The sequence below is a fragment of the Halovenus salina genome (genome assembly GCF_026410925.1).
In the GTDB taxonomy this organism is placed as follows: Archaea; Halobacteriota; Halobacteria; order Halobacteriales; family Haloarculaceae; genus Halovenus; species Halovenus salina.
Window position 1 is genome coordinate 66,892 of sequence record NZ_CP112975.1, and the last position, 15,699, is coordinate 82,590.

Consider the following 15,699-nt stretch of genomic DNA (forward strand, 5'->3'; position numbering starts at 1 on the left):
AAAAGATGTAGGCCACCATCCAATATAGCGGTAGTACCACTCACATACACTGAAAGCGGCTAATGGGTCCTCAGTCCTGATCTGATAAATTCCCGCTACAGACCGTTTATCGGTCGCATGTAGCAGTTCAACGGTGAAGCAGCACTAGTCAGCAAACGGTGGTCGTATCGTAAGCCGACATACTAGCAGAAGAGATTCCCAGGCAGTAAGAATTGTATAACTATTAAAATACCATACTATTCTAAATATAGGTATGGCAAGCACTCAAACGGGTTCCACGGCTGGCGAAGACTTCTCACAACAAATATTTGGTGGCAAACAACTCCCCGAGGATGAACTGTGGGCCGTTCTCACGAATAATCTCAAGCAGGTTATGGAATCGACGGGCGCAGCGATGCGAATTCTTGATCTTGATTTCAATGTTGTCGTCGAGAACGAGCAAATGAAACAGATGGGTGGTGTTGACGCTGAAAACAGCGAACTCGTCAACTGCTACGATCAGCTCTGTAGTCCAGAAGTCTGTGGAACCGGGAACTGTACGCTCAAACAGATTGTTGATGAGAATAAAAATGAAATACGTGTTGAAGTTGAAAAAGAGAGTTATGATGGCCGTGTCATCCCAACAGAATTAGTCGTACGCCCGATTCAAGACATGGACGGTAACGTTGTCGCTATCAGTGAGACATTTCGGGACATCTCTGACCGCAAGGAGGCAACTGGAAGTATTAAGACTGCTGTCGATGAATTAAACCAATCTTCGGAGCAAGTTGCCGAAAACTCGCAGACTATTAGCTCATCTGTAGCCGACCAGCGCGATGCCGTCACTGAGGTTTCCCAGGAGGTTAGCTCTCTTAGTGCCACTGTTGAAGAGATCGCGGCTACGGCCACCGAGGTGGAGAACGTCAGTGAGCGCGCTCGTGAGAGCGCCGAAACCGGTGAAACAGAGGCTAATGAGACAATAGAAATTATGGAGGACGTGGAGACGGCTGCTGCTACCGTCACTGAGGACATACGCGAACTCAACGACAGTATACAGCAAATCGACGAACTTGTCGAGGTTATCAACGATATCGCAGACCAGACGAATATGCTGGCACTAAACGCCTCCATTGAGGCGGCACGCGCCGGTGAGGCTGGTGAGGGCTTTGCAGTTGTTGCCGAAGAGGTCAAAAGTCTCGCTGAGGAATCCCAGCAACGCGCCTCGGAAATTGAGGATATCGTGGCCAATGTGCGCGAAGACACCGCTGATACCGTTACTAGTCTGGAGGAGACCAACGACGTAGTCCAAGAGGGTGCGGAGAAAGTCCGTAGCTCTGGCGAGACGTTCAAAGATATTGCAGCGGTGGTCGAAGATGTCTCCGATGGAGTACAGGAAGTTGCAGACGCGACTGACGATCAAGCCGCAAGTACCGAAGAGATTGCAAGTATGATTGACCAGACGGCTGACGACTTTGAGCATGTTGCCGAGATGGCTCAGTCAATCGCTGCTGCAAACGAGCAACAGACAGCAAAAATAGAAGAAATTAGCGAGGAGGTCACTGCAATGGATGCTCTGGATATCCAGAGCGAACTCTAGTTTCATTGATGATCAAACAAATACGCAGTGGGACAATCTGGTTTACCGCGAGCCCATACTCTCTCGGTATGACGCAGTGAAGTAATCTGAAAGAAAGACCAGAGAAGACTGAGATTCGTACTGGTATGCAAGATAGAGGGCGCGAGTCTTGCACGACGATCTCCTCAAATAGCGGGTGAAGAGAATCGTTCGATACAGAACATAAGTACACTACAGCGTCTGTTCTTATGATGGCTGTTGCCACTGAGACAGCGAGAGGCGGCGACAGCCACCCCAGAGACACTCCCGAGAGTCCGACGCCCACCAGCGGGACCTCACGCTGCCTCAAATAGCAACAACGACCAGCCGAGCAGCCGGGCTCAGTCGTACCCAAGCAAAGCGAGTCACACAGCGGGACCAGCGCGGAAGCCCACGAGTTCACTCCTGTCTCTTACCCACAAATCGAGTCGCTGTTGAGATCGATGAACCCGGCTAAAATTCTGATATCTACAGATGTAACACCCTTCTGCGACGATTTTGCCGATCTCGCTTACCCCTAGTCAGTAACCCCTCACCACCAATATCATCGCCCGAACCGTCCCTCACCTCGATATTCCGATTACATATCGGGTTCAACAGCACCAGAAACGTCTGTTCGGGGCTCGGTGAACTTGTGGGTAAGAGACAGGAGTTCACTCGTGGGAGGAAGCGCGTAAGCTTGATTGGACTCCGAGACAGACTCAATAGTACGTCCCCCAGGCCCAGAAGCGGCCGGTGGAACGGGCTGTCCGTCAGCCAGCCCGGGAGTCAGGGGACAACGAACGAGTCCCTCCGACTCCCAACTCGACAGCCACCTGAGAAAGCCCCCTGTTAGAAAGCAGGAGGCGTGGGGCTTTCGAGTCGGGTGCGCGAAACGTGGGAGTCCCACTGACAAGCCAACGACCAGTCGTTGGTAGCTGACAACATCCCAGTGCCACCCACGAACACGGCAAAGAGCGCAAAGAAGACAATATCGACACTGACCGGCAGAACAGTCATATCAGGGAACAGACCACTGGTGTCAGCCACGACAGCCCACGCGACAACGACAACAGGCTCGCGCAAGCAAAGCTCGGCTGGTTACTGATTTTCGACTATCTGGGATGGGTCAAGTGGTGTCGTGAGTGTGACTCGACTCCCCGGGACATCACTGGTCTCGATCTCAAGCGTTCCGCCGAGTCCTGTTACAATCCACCTGACAATCCAGAGACCAACTCCAGTCAAATGCTGAAGATCCGTTTCCCGGCCTTGTTGGAGTGTTTCACTGATTGATTTTGGAATACCAGGTCCGTTATCTGCGATAGTAATCCCAACCCGTTCTGTTTCCGTAGCAACCTGTACCTGCACAGTCACCGACGGCGCTCCATTTTCGCTGTGTCTGAGTGCGTTTTCAAGGAGTTCTCTAAGCGCAGGCTTAAGCTGCTCTGCCACATAGACGGGTTCTTCGGACAGATTTTTGAACGTTATCGTGGCATCTAACGCTTCTTCATCGACCGAGGTTACGACATCCTCGTAGAGTTCGCTCACAGGAACGGTGTCGAATGGCGATGAGAGTTGTTCAAGTATCTTCCTGCCAGCCCGTATTTTCTCACTCAGTGATTCGAGCTTCTCTGCCTGTTCAATGATTTTCTGGACATGAGATTGCTGTATGTCCTCACTCTGTGAGTGCTGCAGTTGCTGTGCATGTACGTATATGATGTTGAGATAGTTCCGTAAGTTGTGTCGGAGGATTCGAGACATCACACTGATGTGTTCTTTTCGTAACTTTTCGTCGGTAATTTCGTTTTGGACTGAGACGAACCCGAGTGTGGAACCCTCGTGGGTCACCGGCGCAATCGTCTGGTGGGCTCTATACTGTGTGCCTGACTTGCGCTGGTCGATAATGGTCCCTTCCCATACCTGGCCGTCAGTAATCGTTTCCCACAGGTCGTGATAGAACTCGTCGCCGTGTTCGCCCGACTGAATGATACTTGGGCTTTCACCCCGGACTTCGTCACGGGAGTACTCAGTTAGGTCTTCGAAGGCCGGATTCACGTATTTGATGATCCCCTCAGTGTCGGTAAAGCAGACTGCGTGTCCCGTTTGCTCAATCGCCTCTTTGAATCGGGTGAGTTCCCGTTCGCGTTCTTGACGCTCGGTTATGTCACGACCAATGCCGACGAGACCGGCAACCTCGCCATGTCCATCGTAATACGGTGCGCCAGAGAACTCGTAGGGAATGCTCGTGCCACTACTCGTGAGAAGATGCCCGTCGGTTCGTTCGTCGGACCCGTTGTGGAGCACTTTCGAGACCACGTGTTTGATTTGGGTACGCTCATCAGGTGGGAAAAAATCCCACGGGTGCATGTCGGCCAGTTCATCAGAGTCGTACCCGGTCACCTCGGGCAAGCGGTCGTTGTACTCGACAAGAGTACCTTCCGTATCGAAGACGTAGAAGACATCCTCAAGCGCGTCGAAGGTACTCTGAATGAAGGCCTGTTGATTTCGAACCGTCTGTCTGTGCCGCTCCTGGTCAGTAACGTCGTCAATAGTCACAACAACACTGTCAACCCTCTCACCGCGATGCTCAAGAGGATACGACTGAATGTGATACCAACGCTCGTTGCCCTCCTGCGTTGTGATTTGGATGGTTCGGTTAACAGTGTCACCTGCAAGGACGCTGTCAAGCACTGGCTGGAGCTTCTCTTTTCGCTCAGTCGAAAGAACATCCTCGACTGTAAGTCCCGCTACGGACTGGTCGCTAATATCATGTGTTTGTCGGAATTTCTCATTAGCGAATAAGAACGTTCTATCCGTTTTCAGCGCCGCCATCATCCCAGGTGCCTGTTCAACGAGGCGTTTGTAGCGCTTTAACCGCTGTTGGTGACGCTTACGGGCTTGGATTTCTCGAACGGTAGCCACAAGACGCTCTTCGTCATCAAGGAACGAGAGGTGAATCTCAACGGGTAAAATCTCCTGGGTCTTTGTTTCTATGTGCCATTCAAACGTGACTGAACCTTCGATTCGCGCTTGATGAATCAATTCCTCTGGAGAGTCGGTTTCCTCTGGTGGAGGGCCAGCATTAATCTTCCCGACATTCGTCCCAATCAACGCCTGCCGCTCGTACTCGACCATTTCACAAAAAGCGTCATTTACCCGTTCTATGGTCCACGTCTCTGCGTCACGAACAACCACACCATCCGCAATACTGTTTAGGATCGTTGATGAATCACTTGACTGGGTAATCATATAGATAGCACAAGCAACATACGTATAAGAGATTATTCGATTCTCAAAAAATAATAACGGCTCTATTGAATCCGCGAATTTCTGGAGGCCTCATGCTTCTATTGCCTGTTCTATATTGTAGACGCCAGAAATGAGGGCTATTTCGCGAAACTGCCGGAACCAGTCACGCGCTCGCACGGAGTTACCGTACGAGCGCTTGATCGACGAGTTCGCAGTTTCGGTGAGCGACCGCTGGTGGTACCGATCATCTTCAATGCGCGCATTATGTGCGTGATCATACGAGGCGAACTCACGGTGTTTGATCAGCGGACGGACACCTCTTGCCAGGAGTGCCTCTCGGAAACTCATATCGTCGTAGCCCTTGTCGGCGGCGAGACTCCGAAGGTCGTCCGCGTTCCGCAGGACGACCTTCGGGCCAATCCGCATCCCTGACGGCCATTTCGTGCTGCAGTGGAGATCAAGAATTGCACCTTCAGCGGTGTCAATGAGGAAAGTAACCTGGATAGTTTGGACGGATCGATCACACCGATGAAGATAATGAGACGATGCTTGCCAGCGTTTGAAATACGTGGCGTCGATAGCGCCGTGACGGTTCTGCGGGAGTAGCTCCGCTGTCTGGCGGAGCAACTGCCGCCAGACGCTCATCGGTGCTCGCTTGAACGACTTGCAGATCGTCGAATAGTGCGGAAACGAACCGCGTTCGAGGCTCAACAGAGCCCGCACGCGGTCCATTTCTTCGGCCCAGTCAACGACCTGCTCAAACGTGGCGTCCATGTGAATCCGCATGTAATGGAAGACAGCGTGCTTCCAGCCGGCAAACCCGTTGCCGGCTGGGTCACTGAGTTGGAGTGCTGCGGCATCGCTGAGTTTTTGAGCAATCGAAGCCACTTGTTTCACGAAGCGGAAGAGGACTTTGGGCACAAGAGTACTCTCCCGCTTCAACACGGTTATTCTGACGACTTATCTCGCTCCCGTCTGCGGATTCAATAGAGCCGTCTGTGACAAATACCTCAGCTATTCAGAGTGAAAGTGAAACTGTGAGAAATCCAGCCCTGCAAGAGAACAGTGGTTTGTCACACAATGGTGTCCGCTCGACCCCCGCCTGTTCGTTCCTCGGTTCCGACAGATGTCGGAACACTCGTCACTCACGGGAAGACGGGGGTATGCGCTCGTATCTCTATCAAAGTTCATCGACCGGAATCGACCCGATATCTACCATCTTGGTGGCATCAGTATACATCAATCTGATGTATATTGGCAATTTACACCCAATATTACCGAAATCACATATATAGTAAACTGTCGAAATAGGTCTATTTACACTTTCACTCTGGCAGGCTCAATTTTAATTCCTATCCCAACAGACTGTTTGGTATGGGGACACTCACACCAGTCGCGTTCGATATCGAAACATCAGGGCTTGATCGTGGCGCTGTGATTACCGTCGCCGGATTCACCGACGATCTCGGCAGTTGGATGGTCCTGAACACCGGTGGTCGCAACGCCGATCAAGATCACCTTCTCGACGAACTTCGGCAGTGTGTCGAGAATCCAGTCGGCCTCCGCGTCGTCGAGGATGAAGCGGCGCTGCTCGAAGCCGTCGACGGGTACGTTGACGAGCGACTCGGCGAAGACGAGTATCTGACCGCTTACAACGGCGAGACCTGGAACGGTGGCTTCGACCTGCCGTTCCTGCGCTCAGCGTGTCACCGCAATAACGTCGCATGGCCGTTTGACGACGTTGCCTACGCGGACACGATGGAAGCCATTCAGCGGTTCGACACGGGCGACACGGGCGATCTCGTCGGCGTCTACGACCGACTAATTGGCGACGAGAGTTGCGATCCCTTCGACGACTCGAAACGTGCCGTCGAAACCTGGGAACACGGAGACTGGCTCCCGCTGCTGAAGCACAATCTGGCCGACATCGAACGCACGCGAGAACTCACCAGCCTTGCCAGTGAGTACGTCCCTAAGTCCGACTTCTCGATGAAGAATCTCGCACCACCACAGAGTTGAGCAGACACGCTCAGACCGGGTCGGGACTGCCGGTGTCGAGGACTAAATCCTGCCCATTCTGCGGGTGTAGCGGAGGACTCTGCGAACAGAGCCACGGCAGTCCCACAAAGTACGTTCTCAGGAAACAGCGGAAACGGTGGGGTGTGTGAAAACGGACATACCATTCACAGCCTGCCGTGTTCGGCATTCACGAAGTCCGAGTTACAAATCGATAACGGGGAGTTTCACTCGGGACTCGGGGTGGTGAAATATATAGCGTGTGATAGAACCCATCGCACGGTCTGCCTATCTACTTCTTGTCAAGAGTCGCGTGCAAGATGGAACGCTGTCTCTTACCCACAAATCGAGTCGCTGTCGAGATCGATGAATCCGACTGAAGATCCCGATACCTACAGATATAACCCCCTTCTGGAACGATTTTGCCGACCTCGTTTACCCGCATTCAGTAATCGCCTACCAGTGGTACCACTGCCCGAATCGCTCCTCACCGCGCTTTTCCGAGTACAAATCGGGTCCAACAGCGGCTGAAACGTCTGGTCGGGGCTCGGTGAACTTATGGGTAAGAGACAGAGATGGAACGCGCATATCGGTCAACAATCCTCGGACAGCAGACTGGTGAATAGTCAGACTCAACACTAGACGAACTCCTTTGTGCCGGGCCTGTATCCTGTCGAATATTACTCCTGGTTAAGCTCTGCCTCGATAACCTCCAACGACTCAGCAGTCTGTGTCATGATTTGGGCGTAAGCGTCCCGATAATCGCGCACAGGCCGCTGAAGACCTGCTGCCTCAATCGCTCGCTCCCATTTACTAGTTCCTCTGTGTGCACCGTGCTGACGTAGTCCGTAGACGGCATTCAACGGGTCAAGAAGCTCTCCGGCTTCGTTATCATTGAAGAGATAGGCTGCCAGTTCATAAAGTGCCGACTTCGTGCCATTCACCTCATTAGCACGATTCTCAGGCAGGTAGTCCTTGATATCCTCCAGATGAGCTTCCATCCGCTCAAACAGTACTTTGTTCAGAGCGACCATCGAATCGACTAATTGGTCCTGGTCGTTGCGAGCCGGCATAATTACTGCCTCTACTTCGTCCGCAGAGATCGAAGCCGAGATGGAAGAGATTGTCGAGGCGGACTACGAGCTCCGCAGGGAGGAACGCTCCCGCGAGGAGGCGTTCGAGACCTACGACGACAACCCCTATAAGCAGGACATCCTCGACGCGGAAGCGGCTGGCGAGGAGACCGTCTCCTTCTACGTTCAGGACGACTGGGAGGACCTCTGTCAGGGCCCACACGTCGACTCGACAGGAGACATCGGCGCGATTACGCTGCTAGAGATGTCTGCGGCCTACTGGCGTGGCGACGAGGAAAACGACCAGCTCACCCGCGTCTACGGCAGCGCCTTCGAGAGCGAGGACGACCTGGAGGCCTTTATCCAGCGCCGCGAGGAGGCAAAAGAGCGCGACCACCGAAAAATCGGCCGCGAGATGGACCTCTTCTCGGTGCCCGAACACTCGCCGGGCTGTGTCCACTTCCACCCCAACGGGATGGAGATTCGCCGCGAGCTGGAGGAGTACATCCGGACGAAAAACGACGACCTCGGCTACGACGAGGTCTGGACGCCGGAACTGAACAAGGCGGAGCTCTGGAAGCCGACGGGCCACTACGACAACTTCAAAGAGAACGGCGAGATGTTCGCCTGGGAACAGGACGAGACCGAGTACGGCCTCAAGCCGATGAACTGCGCGAACCACGCCCACGTCTACCAGGAGGGGCAGTACTCCTACCGCGACCTTCCGGTGCGGTTCTCCGAGTTCGGCACCTGCTACCGGAACGAACAGTCCGGCGAACTCTCCGGGCTGCTCCGGGTTCGTGGATTCACGCAGGACGACGGCCACGCGTTCATCCGACGCGACCAGATCGAGGAAGAAATCACCCAGACCCTCTCGAGCATCGAAGACATCTACGACCAGTTCGGCATCGAGGTCGCCTACAAACTGGAGACCCAGGGCGACAACGCGGTCGGGAGCGACGACATCTGGGAGGAGGCGACCCAGGGACTGCGTGACTCGCTGGAATCGCTTGGCCTCGATTACGATGTCGAGCACGGCGAAGCCGCCTTCTACGGGCCGAAAATCGCACTCAACGGAATCGACGCACTCGGCCGCGAGTGGACTATCGGCACGGTCCAGCTCGATTTCAACATCCCCGAGCGCCTCGATCTGACTTACGTCGGCAAGGACAACGAGGACCACCGACCGGTGATGGTCCACCGTGCGCTGTTGGGCAGCATCGAGCGGTTCATGGGCGTGATGATAGAGCACTTCAACGGGAACTTCCCGACCTGGCTCGCCCCAGAACAGGTCCGGATTCTCCCCGTCTCGGACGACAACATCGGCTACGCCAAGCGGCTGAAAAACGCCGACCTCGGCGAGTTCCGGGTCGAAATCGAGGACCGCTCCTGGACCGTCGGGAAGAAGATTCAACAGGCCCACGACGACCGCGTTCCGTACATGCTCATCGTCGGCGACAACGAGGAGGAAGCCGACACCGTCTCGGTCCGGGACCGCTTCGAGAACGAGTTGAACGGCGTCGAACTCGAGGCGTTCCGCGAGCATCTCGAAAGCGAAGTCGGCGAGAAACGCGTCGAGCCCAACTTCCTGCAGTAACCGCGACCTACGTTTTCGTCACCCGCAGGCGCGTCCTACCGGTCTGGTCGGCGGTTCCGCGGGCGTCGAGATCAGTAGACGACGAGCGCCAGGTACAGCTGTCCGACGCCGGCGAGGACCATCACGGCACCAGCGAGCTGTTCGAGCCGTCCCGAGTACGCGGCGAACCGGCCCGCCCGCGTGAGCAGGCCCGCGCCAGTCGCGACCGTCACCGAGACCATCAGGACGGCGACGATTCCGGCGTACGCCGCGAGGACGAGGGCGGCGGTGCCGGCGGGGAGCGCGATGGCCCGGGCGATGACCGCGAGAAAGAGCGGGGCGACACAGCCGGCACCGGCGACGGCGTACCCCGCGCCGAAGATGCCGAACCCGGCGACACTGGTCCGTCGCTTGGGCAGCGGGAGCGTGAGCGACGGGGCTGTCCCGGTGACCACCAGGAGGCCGAAGACGACCAGTGCCGCCCCGACCAGCACCTCGAAGACGGTGATGTTCGACAGCGTCGAGTGTCCGACGACGAACGTCAGCCCGGTCAGGACGCCGAATGTCGCGAGCACCCCGAGACCGGCGGCAACCCCCCGGAGCCCGGCACGGCCGATCGAGACGTCGTCGCCGTCGGTCTGGTTGAGATAGAACCCGACGTACCCCGGCAACAGCGGGTACGCACAGGGGGAGAAAAACGTCGCGACTCCCGCCGTGAGCGCGAACGAGAGGTCCGTCAGGAGCGCGGTGTCACTCATCGCTCTCGAGTGCGCGCTCGATACCGTCGACGAGTTCGTCGGCGGTCTTGACGCCCGCGTCGGACCACTGGACGCGACCTGCGGCGTCGATGGCCACGGCGGAGGGGTATCCCCCGGCGAGGTACCGCGCGGCGAGCTCCGCTCGCGGGTCGGTTCCGAGCAACCAGTTCCCGTCGTGTTCTTCCCACCAGTCGACGACCTCCTGTTCGGAGATCGTGTCGCCGACGGGCTCGGTCGTCACCGACATGAAACGAACGCGGTCGCCGACCCGCTCGTTCGCCTCGTACAGTGCCGGCATCTGTTCGACACAGGGCGGACACCACGTCCCGAAGAAGTCGACGAACGTCGCCTGCTCGGTGGAGGGGACGGTCACTTCGCCAGCCTCGCTCCCCGGTGCGTCGATAGTCTCGACGGTCACGCGGTCGCCCTGGCCGTCGCCGTCTCCGGAGTCAGTCGTCTCGAGGTCTCCGTTTGTTGCGGTGTCGTCGAGCGTCGGGAGCCCGTTGAGCGCGACGACGCCAGCGCCGGCCAGCACGCCGACGCTCCCGAGACCGGCGAGCAGTTCGCGTCGACGCATTCAGGCGGTCACCACCGTTTCGAAGTCTTCGACGACGCGCGAGACGTCGACGGTCGCCCCGTCGGGGTAGGCCCGCTCGACCACGCCGTCGGCGTTCGCGAGCAGGATAAGGTTGTAGTGGGGAAAGACGTACTCGAGGCTCTCGTACTCGTCGGCCGGCTGTTTCTCGATGACGAGCCCGAACTGCTCCTCGATGAGGTCAGCCCCTCCCTCGAAGGTCTCCGGCCGGAGGAAGTGCCAGTTGCTCGCGCCGAGGTCGACCCCCTGCTGGGCGGCGTAGGTCTCGAGGACATCCGCGGTGTCGCGCTCGGGGTCGAACGTCAGCGCGAGAAACGCCGCGTCGTCGCCGTATCCGGCCTCCGCGGCCCGCTCCTGGGCGCGCCGGAGCCGGAGGATCAACGCCGGACACATCCCGTCCGGGCAGTTCGTATAAAACAGCGTCAGCAACACGGCCCGCTCGCCCTCGAACTGGTCGGTCGAGACCTCCTCGCCGAGCAGCGGGTCCAGCACCGTCACCGACGGCAGGTCGTCCCCGTGGCTGGGGTGGGCGGCCGCGCTCAGGTCTATCTCCGGTTCGTCAAGTACCGTCCGGTCATCGCCGAACCCCGGGACGACGTTCAGGCAGCCCGCAGCGCCCGCGAGTCCGACCGTCGCGGCTGTGCGCAGGTAGTGGCGGCGTTCCATACCCTACCCGAGCAGGTCAAGGAGTAAATCTCAACCGTGGTTTTTCGGACTCTGAAAATCCCCGATGGGCCGCCGACAGCGACGGTCCCGAAACGATTTAGAACCCGCCGACGGTATCACCGACAATGAGCGATTACACGGGACGATGGTCGCTGCTGGGGCTGGCCGGGGTCACCAGCCTCTGCTGTCTCGGGCTCAGTTCTGCGGCGGTGACCGGCGGCGCGGCCGCCGTCACGGGCGGTGCGGCCGCGAGCGGGGCCGGGGCCGGCCTCGCCCAGGTCGCCGCCACCGCGGTGACCCTCGCGGTCGTCGCGCTGGTCGTCCGCTGGCGACGCTGTTCGGACTGTCCCGCCTAGAGCGGTTACTTCACCAGCGAGACGAGCACGAACAGCATACCGCTGGAGACGATAGCGGCCTGGATGAGGCCGGCAGAGACGATAGAGGTACCAAGCGTCAGGTGGATGAGCCCCTCACAGATTGCGCCCGCGCCGATGAAGACGAACCCGACGGAGACGTACAGCATCGGCTCGCTCTGGTTGCGCCGGTAGCCGTGAAAGGCCAGGTACGCGACCGCGAGGCTCAACGCGAGGGTGACGAACTTCGCGAGAAGCAGCGGCGTCTCTATCATCCGTCACCCCGCATGTCCTCCCACAGCGACGTGAAACTGTCTGCCAGTTCGTCGCGCGTCTCGACCGAGAGCGAGAGCTCCCCGTCCGAAAGGTCGACGTGGAGGCCCTCAAGCGTCGTCTCGAACTTGCTGCGGTGAGTGCCGCCGGGGCCAACGCTCCGGTGCTTCTTAACGAGACCGTGTTCTTCGAGCAGCGCGATCCGCCGGTACACCGTCGTCAGCGACGCGTCGCAGGCGTCGCTGAGGGCTTTCGCAGTCATCGGCCGACGGTCGGCGGCAACGAGGATGTCCCGCGCATACTCGTCTGCCAGCACCTCGAAGAGCTCGCTCGGCCCGGCAGCTCCCTCACCGTTCACGCCTGAGAGTGTGCCCCACGCCGATAAATAACTGCTGATTCGACCGACTGCAGCGGCGCTCATCGCTCGCACGCCACACACGCGCGCCTGCGGCGAGCGAGTATCAGTCCGGCGAGGGCGGCGACAGAGACCACGCCGAGCAGCGGGCGAAGCGGGTCGAAGTACGTCATCAGCGCCGACGAGCTGAACAGCGCGAGCAGGAAGACGTTACAGATCGGACACGCAACCGCAAAGAACCCCCCGACCAGCCCGCCCAGCAGCCAGCGGTCGCCGGCGTCGTCGACCGTCTCCGGGACCGTCGTCGCCACGCGCTGGCCGACGTAGGTACCGGCGAGGAGCGCGGTCAGCGCGAGAAACAGGTAGTCGACCGGCGTCCGAGGGACCATCCGCACGTACAGCGGGTTCGGGATCAGCCCGGTGACGACACCGAACAGCGCGAAGACGCCAAGGCCGGTCGCCCCTCCCCAGGCCGTCGCCCGCAGGTGCGATTCGACGGCCCGGACCAGCCGGGCGGCGCTCATTCGGCCACCCCCTCGACCGTGCAGCGCTCGGGGTGGCCCGCTCGGGCGAGAAAGACCACCAGCAGAGCGAGGCCGGCAGCGCGGACGAGCGCGCCGTCGTACGGGAGCGCGGCGACGCCGCCGGCGAACCCGAGCACGCCGAGGAGGCCGGCTCCACAGCTCGCACAGCCGGAGGCGAGAAATGCCGGGAGCACGCCGGAAAGGTCCGCCATGCTCGCGGGGCCGACGGTGTGGAGCCGGGCGACGGCGTTGACTACAGCCACACCAGTCAACAGCGCGTAGGCCAGGATGACCGCGAGGCCGGTCGCCCCGTCGGTCCGGTAGACCGTCTCGGTGAGCGAGACGAGGACGTAATCCAGCCAGTGGAGCCCGTCGGCGAGCATCTGGGAAGCGAACGTCGGCATCGTGCTGAGAATCAACAGCACGTAGGTGAGCGCCCCGGCGAGCAATAGCCCGACGGTCCCTCGCCAAGTCTCGAACGGGTAGACGACCGCCTCCGCGAACTGTGACAGGTGGGTCCTGGTAGTGGCGACCGCACGCATTTGGGAGACCGAACGGCGCGGTAGCTGAAAGCGCTGGCTCCGATTTGCTGACCCTGCAAATCGGCGAGTCGATTAGGACAACGCGGGGACAACGCCCGGCCATGCGATTCGACGAGCCATCCCGTCGGGCCGTTCTCGCCGGCACGGTCACGACGCTCGGTGCCGGCGGTGCGTACTACCTGGCGCGCCCGGACACGGACGAATCGGACGGGCTCTCGCCCCAGTTTCACGCGAGCGAGGAGACGTCTGTCCTCGGGGTCGACCTCGCCGGGAAACCCATCCTGGGGTCGTCCGAGGCCGCGCTCGACGTCTACTACTGGACCGACTTTCAGTGCCCGTTCTGCGAGCAGTTCGAACGGGAGACCTTGCCCGAACTCGTTCGCCGGCACGTCGCCTCGGGAAGGATTCGGATAATCTTCGTCTCGCTCCCGTATTTCGGTCGGGACTCCATGACTGCGGCCGCCGCTTCGAAGTGCGTCTGGGGGTCGCTCGACGACGGGGACCGGTCGGCCTACTGGGACTGGCACGCGACCGTCTTCGACCGACAGGGCGAGAAGAACGCGGGGTGGGCCGCGGCCGACAGGCTGATCGAGTACACCCGTTCGGTGTCGGGCGTCGACGCCGATGCCCTGGCGCAGTGCCTCGACGACCGCCGTCCCGCCCTCGAAACACAAGTCGAGGCAGACGCCGAGACCGCTCGCGGCCTCGGGGTCTCGGCGACGCCGACGTTCGTCGTCTTCGACCCGGACATAGAGCGGGGCGGCAGACTCGTCGGTGCACAGCCCCTCGAGCGATTCGAGGAGGCCATCGAACGTGTCGAGACCGCCTGATAGCGATTGTTGCGATCTGTCACGGGTGCTTGCGTGTGCCTGCCGGGTCGGTAGTGTTCAGATAAGCTGATTCCATGCGAAACTGAATGATTTGAGCCAGTCGTCAGCTGTGTCTGCGGCGGCGTTGCTGAAACAGTTTGAAAACGAAGAGGTTCGTCGTTTTACTTCACGAAAGACACGTTCGACACTATTCCGATTTCCATGGCGTTCGTATCTGAAATCGAGGCCGTGCCGAGAGCAGGCGTCTTTCAGTTGCGGTGCGCCATCGATGAGAAACACCGCGTCGTCGACGTCGTGTTTCTCACGAAGTTCGGCAAAGAATGCGTGAGAAAGAACGTTCGTTCTCGTTGGTTCAAGCTTTGTATGCAGTAATTTGTTCGTTGCTGGATCGACAGCGGCGTACAGCCAGTACTGCTCGTCATTGAGCTGGATCACGGTTTCGTCGACCGCAACGTGATCCGGATTTTGTCCGTCTTCGGGCTGTAGATCTGCCTTGTGAACCCAGTTGTGAACTGTAGAACGCTGTCTCTTACCCACAAATCGAGTCGCTGTCGAGATCGATGAATCCGACTGAAAATCCCGATACCTACAGATATAGCCCTCTTATGGAACGATTTTGCCGACCTCGTTTACCCGCATTCAGTAATCGCCTGCCAGTGGTACCACTGCCCGAATCGCTCCTCACCGCGATTTTCCGAGTACAAATCGGGTCCGACAGCGGCTGAAACGTCTGTTCGGAGCTCGGTGAACTTATGGGTAAGAGACAGCTGTAGAACGTGCACGTTCGACACCAAATATTTCGAGAATAGAAACAGTATTCGAAAGCGATAATCCAGCAATATGCAGTTGAATACTGAGCTTCATCAGAAATCGCGGTGTCGCTTCGCGTTCAATAAACTCTAAGTCGATCTGGTCGATACTACCGCTGAGGCGGATGTTTTTGGACATAGGCACTCAAAAAACGCTCCGCCTCGCCTTTCAATCCTTATCTGAACACCGCCGGTGAGATTACCCGACAGCGTTTCAGACGAACCCTCGTGGGGTTGAAGCGGCATTAGCCGCCCAGCGGATGCTTGCGGATATGAGGTTTCAGACGAACCCTCGTGGGGTTGAAGCCTTCCCTGATCGTGTCTCTGTCGTCTGGATGGTAGTTTCAGACGAACCCTCGTGGGGTTGAAGCCATTGTATTCGTATTGTCCACAGGGGAATTACCGCGTTTCAGACGAACCCTCGTGGGGTTGAAGCGCAAAAAGAACATGAATGGCGGAAACTACACCCTGGTTTCAGACGAACCCTCGTGGGGTTGAAGCCCGCAG

15 protein-coding genes, 2 pseudogenes and 1 CRISPR repeat array (1 of these 18 only partly in view) are annotated in these 15,699 nt (G+C 58.3%); of the genes and pseudogenes, 5 read left to right on the forward strand and 12 right to left on the reverse strand.

What is annotated here, in order from left to right; translation table 11 throughout:
* The first annotated feature begins 253 nt into the window (after positions 1 to 253).
* Positions 254 to 1,576, forward strand: coding sequence for a methyl-accepting chemotaxis protein (locus tag OSC37_RS18680; protein WP_267164434.1), 1,323 nt, complete (start codon positions 254 to 256; stop codon positions 1,574 to 1,576).
* A gap of 1,098 nt (positions 1,577 to 2,674) precedes the next feature.
* On the opposite strand, the gene OSC37_RS18685 is transcribed toward OSC37_RS18680, so the two are convergent.
* Both OSC37_RS18685 and OSC37_RS18690 read right to left on the reverse strand, forming a co-directional pair.
* Positions 2,675 to 4,822 (reverse strand): PAS domain-containing protein, encoded by a 2,148-nt coding sequence (locus OSC37_RS18685; protein WP_267164435.1) that lies wholly within the window; start codon positions 4,820 to 4,822, stop codon positions 2,675 to 2,677.
* 90 nt (positions 4,823 to 4,912) lie between these two features.
* Positions 4,913 to 5,764: an IS5 family transposase gene (locus OSC37_RS18690; RefSeq protein WP_267164505.1), complete on the reverse strand. Its 852-nt coding sequence runs from the start codon at positions 5,762 to 5,764 to the stop codon at positions 4,913 to 4,915.
* A gap of 432 nt (positions 5,765 to 6,196) precedes the next feature.
* On the opposite strand from OSC37_RS18690, the gene OSC37_RS18695 reads away from it, so the two are divergent.
* Positions 6,197 to 6,841 (forward strand): hypothetical protein, encoded by a 645-nt coding sequence (locus OSC37_RS18695; RefSeq protein WP_267164436.1) that lies wholly within the window; start codon positions 6,197 to 6,199, stop codon positions 6,839 to 6,841.
* Positions 6,842 to 7,518: 677 nt separating this feature from the next.
* Here the strand turns inward: OSC37_RS18695 and OSC37_RS18700 are convergent.
* Positions 7,519 to 7,911: a hypothetical protein gene (locus tag OSC37_RS18700; RefSeq protein WP_267164437.1), complete on the reverse strand. Its 393-nt coding sequence runs from the start codon at positions 7,909 to 7,911 to the stop codon at positions 7,519 to 7,521.
* Here OSC37_RS18700 and thrS point away from each other — a divergent pair.
* A complete protein-coding gene (thrS, locus tag OSC37_RS18705; protein WP_438267615.1) occupies positions 7,898 to 9,508 on the forward strand; it encodes a threonine--tRNA ligase in 1,611 nt (536 codons plus the stop codon). The two genes, OSC37_RS18700 and thrS, sit on opposite strands and share 14 nt — an antisense overlap.
* Before the next feature lie 71 nt (positions 9,509 to 9,579).
* Here thrS and OSC37_RS18710 read toward each other — a convergent pair whose 3' ends face one another.
* The 3 genes from OSC37_RS18710 to OSC37_RS18720 are packed head-to-tail and all read right to left on the reverse strand — an operon-like array spanning position 9,580 to position 11,506.
* On the reverse strand, positions 9,580 to 10,245 hold the full coding sequence (locus OSC37_RS18710) for a cytochrome c biogenesis CcdA family protein (RefSeq protein WP_267164438.1): 666 nt from the start codon (positions 10,243 to 10,245) through the stop codon (positions 9,580 to 9,582).
* A complete protein-coding gene (locus tag OSC37_RS18715; RefSeq protein WP_267164439.1) occupies positions 10,238 to 10,822 on the reverse strand; it encodes a TlpA family protein disulfide reductase in 585 nt (194 codons plus the stop codon). Before OSC37_RS18715 ends, OSC37_RS18710 begins: the two co-directional genes overlap by 8 nt.
* On the reverse strand, positions 10,823 to 11,506 hold the full coding sequence (locus OSC37_RS18720) for an SCO family protein (RefSeq protein ID WP_267164440.1): 684 nt from the start codon (positions 11,504 to 11,506) through the stop codon (positions 10,823 to 10,825).
* A 125-nt stretch (positions 11,507 to 11,631) separates the two neighbouring features.
* Here OSC37_RS18720 and OSC37_RS18725 point away from each other — a divergent pair, with 125 nt between their 5' ends.
* On the forward strand, positions 11,632 to 11,862 hold the full coding sequence (locus OSC37_RS18725) for a hypothetical protein (RefSeq protein WP_267164441.1): 231 nt from the start codon (positions 11,632 to 11,634) through the stop codon (positions 11,860 to 11,862).
* 5 nt (positions 11,863 to 11,867) lie between these two features.
* Here OSC37_RS18725 and OSC37_RS18730 read toward each other — a convergent pair whose 3' ends face one another.
* The 4 genes from OSC37_RS18730 to OSC37_RS18745 are packed head-to-tail and all read right to left on the reverse strand — an operon-like array spanning position 11,868 to position 13,553.
* On the reverse strand, positions 11,868 to 12,134 hold the full coding sequence (locus tag OSC37_RS18730) for a DUF7521 family protein (RefSeq protein ID WP_382187411.1): 267 nt from the start codon (positions 12,132 to 12,134) through the stop codon (positions 11,868 to 11,870).
* The gene (locus tag OSC37_RS18735) at positions 12,131 to 12,553 is read right to left on the reverse strand and encodes an ArsR/SmtB family transcription factor (protein WP_267164442.1); all 423 of its coding nucleotides are present in this window, start codon (positions 12,551 to 12,553) and stop codon (positions 12,131 to 12,133) included. Before OSC37_RS18735 ends, OSC37_RS18730 begins: the two co-directional genes overlap by 4 nt.
* A complete protein-coding gene (locus tag OSC37_RS18740; RefSeq protein ID WP_267164443.1) occupies positions 12,550 to 13,011 on the reverse strand; it encodes a hypothetical protein in 462 nt (153 codons plus the stop codon). Before OSC37_RS18740 ends, OSC37_RS18735 begins: the two co-directional genes overlap by 4 nt.
* A complete protein-coding gene (locus OSC37_RS18745; protein WP_267164444.1) occupies positions 13,008 to 13,553 on the reverse strand; it encodes a hypothetical protein in 546 nt (181 codons plus the stop codon). The genes OSC37_RS18740 and OSC37_RS18745 overlap by 4 nt, the downstream gene beginning before the upstream one ends.
* Before the next feature lie 101 nt (positions 13,554 to 13,654).
* Between OSC37_RS18745 and OSC37_RS18750 the strand changes: the two genes are divergently transcribed.
* Positions 13,655 to 14,383, forward strand: coding sequence for a DsbA family protein (locus tag OSC37_RS18750; protein ID WP_267164445.1), 729 nt, complete (start codon positions 13,655 to 13,657; stop codon positions 14,381 to 14,383).
* A 57-nt stretch (positions 14,384 to 14,440) separates the two neighbouring features.
* On the opposite strand, the pseudogene OSC37_RS18755 reads toward OSC37_RS18750, so the two are convergent.
* A pseudogene (locus tag OSC37_RS18755) lies at positions 14,441 to 14,914 on the reverse strand (IS6 family transposase); the annotation flags it as partial.
* A gap of 246 nt (positions 14,915 to 15,160) precedes the next feature.
* Positions 15,161 to 15,331, reverse strand: a pseudogene (locus OSC37_RS18760) (IS6 family transposase); the annotation flags it as partial.
* A gap of 72 nt (positions 15,332 to 15,403) precedes the next feature.
* Positions 15,404 to 15,699: a CRISPR direct-repeat array (repeat unit 30 nt; unit sequence GTTTCAGACGAACCCTCGTGGGGTTGAAGC) (it continues 258 nt past the right edge of the window).